Genomic DNA, 3,497 nt, shown 5'->3' with positions numbered 1-3,497 from the left:
GCGAGGTTTTCGTCCTTGGGGCAAACGGTGCAAAAAAGACAGGTGCAGGAAAGGCACCATACTCCTCGACTGCCTCGCCGGATGCTGAGGCTGGCATGCCGTACACCCATCCGGTAAAGGAGGCCGGGGCAAAAGCAACAGCCGGTTCTGTAGACAAGCAAGCGCCGCCTAGTTTTTCCAATCAATTCCCAGATCATCCAACCGGTGTTCCAAAGCTAATCTCAGATACAAAATTGACCCAAGGCACAGGAAGATATAACTATGTCGTTCTTCAGGATGGTCAGTTAGTGATCGGGCGGAAGTTTAATGAGGTAGGTGGTGGTCACATTGATCTAGCGAATGGCAAACCCGTTGTTGCTGCGGGAGAGGTGAAAATTGTGAGCGGCAAAGTTAAGTATATTGATAATACATCAGGGCACTATGAACCCTCTGGTCGGGCTGCTCAAGCCGCAGCAGAAGAAGCTTTTTCTAAAAAAGGGTTTGATGTGGGAGGGAAATATATAGAAAAAGTCTGGGTGCCAGATTCTGGCAATTCCAGAAAAGGTGCCTGGGTGCCGAGATGAATGACGTCATTAAAGAGTTTGACGAACTTTGCGATATGGCTATGGCCGCTTTTGGTGAAGAGCTAGACATTACCTACGAGATGTCCTTGTTAAATATTTTGGAGTTTGTAAAAAAACATCCTGGCTGTAGAGAGGGTTTTATAAATAGATTTAAATTGATTTTAATGTCTGGTAACTCGCCATTTGAAGTTGTGGCATTTTGTATGCGTGAGCTTCAGTGGCCCGAAATTAAAGAATTTGTAATTTCAAACATGAATCCTTCTGAGGACCCTCGTAGTGAGGCCCTAAGAAGCACATTAACCGCATACGACGAACGTTGGCCTGATGCGGATCTTTACAGTTACTATGGCGGGGATTAATTGGTCCAAAAGGTATTTCTCCGGTTGTCACCGCAGAGGGAAAAATTGGAGATGCGGCATTTACTGATGTAAACCAAACAGCTCGTCCAGTAGCTCAGGCAAATCCAGATGAGCCAACTCTGATAGCTGATCGAGTAACGGCCAAAACTGAAGCAACAGGAAAATCTTTGCCGAATGGAAATATGGCTGACGCTCATGCAGAAATTGGCGTCATACAGCAGGCATATAATGCTGGCAAGACTCAAGGTGCTGATATGGCTATGAGCGTTGCAGGTAAAGATGTATGGAAATAGGGGGCAGACCACGATTAGTGCACCAATGTATATTGGTGGTCTGACCCCTATTTCTCGCGGGTAAGGTAGGGCTTTGCAGCGTCGGTTATCAGTCTGAGTATGAGGGGGGGATACAGACCGCAGATAGTGTCAGTAGCTTGCGCTGGTACTTCGGCCTTTCTGAGGCAGACGCATCACGGTTGAAGGAGTTTGTCACCGAAGAAAACCAGAACGATATGGGGTTGTTGTACAACTCGCTGCCGGCCTGGGAGAAAGCGGCTTTAATTGGGAAGGAAGTGCTGACAGCTTCTGGCGCTTCGATAGGGCGTGATAAAACGTCTATTGCTTCGATTGTTGGGAAGGGTAAGGGAGGAGCGGGAGTTCAGGGGGGCGGTACAAAAGAATCCGCGCCTTCGAAAACGGCGGTTCAAGAACTTGAGGTCGACGCCTATAAAAACCTTAAGGCAAGAGAGGTTGTTGGAGATGGTCTAGAACACGACCATATCCCTTCATTTGCTGCGTTGCGCACAGCAAAGGAAGCAGAGTTGGGCCGCCCCCTTACTGAGTTGGAGACCAAAACTCTACTGCTGTAGAGGTTCCACGAGATGTACATATTGCAGGTCCGACGTATGGCGGGAAAAATACTCCTGCTCAGATTCAGCAAGATGCTGCGGATCTGTGCGGTGCAGTTTGTCGTGACACAGAAGCTTTGCGGGCAAATCTGAACAGTAGAGGTTATGATTCTAAGTTAGTAGATGAAACTGTTCAAAAAATAGTGGAAAGAAATCGCAATACGGGGGTTATTAAATAATGAACACTTGGTCGGATTTTGTTCGGGCTCTTGGTCAAGATGAAAGCGGGGGAATAGTCACCGACTTATGTCGAAGAGTCGGAGAGTTGCCAGCCGTTTCGGAAACCCCGGATAACTATAATGACCCGGAAGGTAAGACAAGATTCTATAAGTTTATTAAATCTGGCATAGAGATTGGATTTCGTTCGGGAAAATTAAATCACATTCATTTTTTGGTGCAGCCTCACGAAGGTTATTCGGCATATAAGGAAGATGTGCTTGGTCGTATAGCTCAAGCATGGCGTGTTGAAGATGTTGTTGCAGAGCTAGGCTCGCCTAGCAAAGAGGCGCCAGGTAGAGTCGATATGTTAATCGGCTATGTACAGCAGTGGCTGAAGTATGAGTTTAAGACGTACGCTCTACGCATGGAATTTTCGGAAGATGGACGCTTGTGGAAAGCGACGCTAATATCAAATTGATCGCTTTAAGCGTAGCAATGGATTAGATGTTTGTGTGATTTTTAGATGGTACAAAAGAAACAGTTGGTACAGCTACAACAAGTGGGGCGAAAGTTGTTCCAGATAAAATTAGCCCGCAGCAACTTGACCTTGTAACCAGCCATCCGAATGCACATTCTTTGAGTGTTCATGGTGGTGGAGTATCGGATGGTGCTTTAATGCTTCGAGCCAAATCTGCTATTAAACCTAATGGTGATGTTGGTCCTTCAGTTCCACCGTTATCTTCGGCATTTCATAGTGATGAGCTATTGGTTTTTGCTGATCAAACCGTTAGGAATAGCGGGGCCTTACAGAAAGCTATGACTCGCCAGCCGGGACAGGATGTAATTAGAGTTACGGTTGATGATGTGGGTGATATTGGGGCTGATCTTGGTAGAGGGTTTAAGAGAGTGTTGCCTGGTGGTAACAAAGCTGCGAATGTGGGAACTCATGGTGCGCCGATTAGAGTTGATAACCTGCGCAGTGTAGAGGGGTTGTATCAGTTTAACTCTAGTAAAAAGGCTTGGGAGACAATTACCATCTTCCCGGCTCCGTTACCATAGATAAGGTTGTAGATTATGAGTTATGAAAACATTCGCCACATGCTTAAAACTATTTTCGTTGTTGAATTTAGTTTGCCAGAAGACGTGTCGATTAATATATATGTTGAAGGCCTAAGATCAAGTGGCAAGAAAGAAGAAATGAAAAGCGAGTTGGCTAAGGCTTTTGAGGATAAAAATATATCCTGGCGAAATATGCTGGTGAATGATGAGTACGAAGTGCTGGAGTTTGAAACTGAAGAAGAAGCCAGGGCTTATGTCAAAAGAGTGCTTTGGGAACCATTAGAGGGTTAGCTGGCTAAGGTGCAAAAGCGACAGGCGAAGTCACACCTACTGCGCCTGCTGTTACTTCTGGTACTACTCGGACAGGTGTTGTTCGTACAAATGCCGCAGACTGGAGAGCACTGCGTGATAACTGGGATGACCTTGGATATGGTCAAATCTTAAGTACTGAAA

The 3,497-nt window shown here is 46.0% G+C and carries 7 protein-coding genes; all 7 read left to right on the top strand.

Going from position 1 to position 3,497, the window contains the following annotated elements; genetic code table 11:
* On the top strand, window positions 1-563 hold a 563-nt coding region (locus tag AACY36_RS28055), incomplete at its 5' end, for a hypothetical protein (RefSeq protein ID WP_339497764.1).
* Window positions 560-922, top strand: a complete 363-nt coding sequence (locus AACY36_RS28050; RefSeq protein WP_339421370.1) for a hypothetical protein — start codon at window positions 560-562, stop codon at window positions 920-922. The genes AACY36_RS28055 and AACY36_RS28050, both read left to right, overlap by 4 nt.
* Window positions 922-1,215, top strand: coding sequence for a cytidine deaminase-like fold-containing protein (locus tag AACY36_RS28495; RefSeq protein WP_445261730.1), 294 nt, complete (start codon window positions 922-924; stop codon window positions 1,213-1,215). The genes AACY36_RS28050 and AACY36_RS28495 overlap by 1 nt, the downstream gene beginning before the upstream one ends.
* Before the next feature lie 137 nt (window positions 1,216-1,352).
* Window positions 1,353-1,787 (top strand): hypothetical protein, encoded by a 435-nt coding sequence (locus tag AACY36_RS28045; RefSeq protein ID WP_339421368.1) that lies wholly within the window; start codon window positions 1,353-1,355, stop codon window positions 1,785-1,787.
* A gap of 217 nt (window positions 1,788-2,004) precedes the next feature.
* The gene (locus tag AACY36_RS28040) at window positions 2,005-2,463 is read left to right on the top strand and encodes a hypothetical protein (RefSeq protein WP_339421367.1); all 459 of its coding nucleotides are present in this window, start codon (window positions 2,005-2,007) and stop codon (window positions 2,461-2,463) included.
* A 197-nt stretch (window positions 2,464-2,660) separates the two neighbouring features.
* The gene (locus AACY36_RS28035) at window positions 2,661-3,044 is read left to right on the top strand and encodes a hypothetical protein (protein WP_339421365.1); all 384 of its coding nucleotides are present in this window, start codon (window positions 2,661-2,663) and stop codon (window positions 3,042-3,044) included.
* A 15-nt stretch (window positions 3,045-3,059) separates the two neighbouring features.
* The gene (locus AACY36_RS28030) at window positions 3,060-3,335 is read left to right on the top strand and encodes a hypothetical protein (protein ID WP_339421364.1); all 276 of its coding nucleotides are present in this window, start codon (window positions 3,060-3,062) and stop codon (window positions 3,333-3,335) included.
* The last annotated feature ends 162 nt before the right edge of the window (window positions 3,336-3,497 follow it).

The organism is Pseudomonas sp. EA_15y_Pfl1_P101 (genome assembly GCF_963970835.1).
Lineage (GTDB): Bacteria > Pseudomonadota > Gammaproteobacteria > Pseudomonadales > Pseudomonadaceae > Aquipseudomonas > Aquipseudomonas tritici.
Note: the sequence above shows the minus strand (reverse complement) of the source record. Positions and strands in the feature narration are given on the sequence as shown.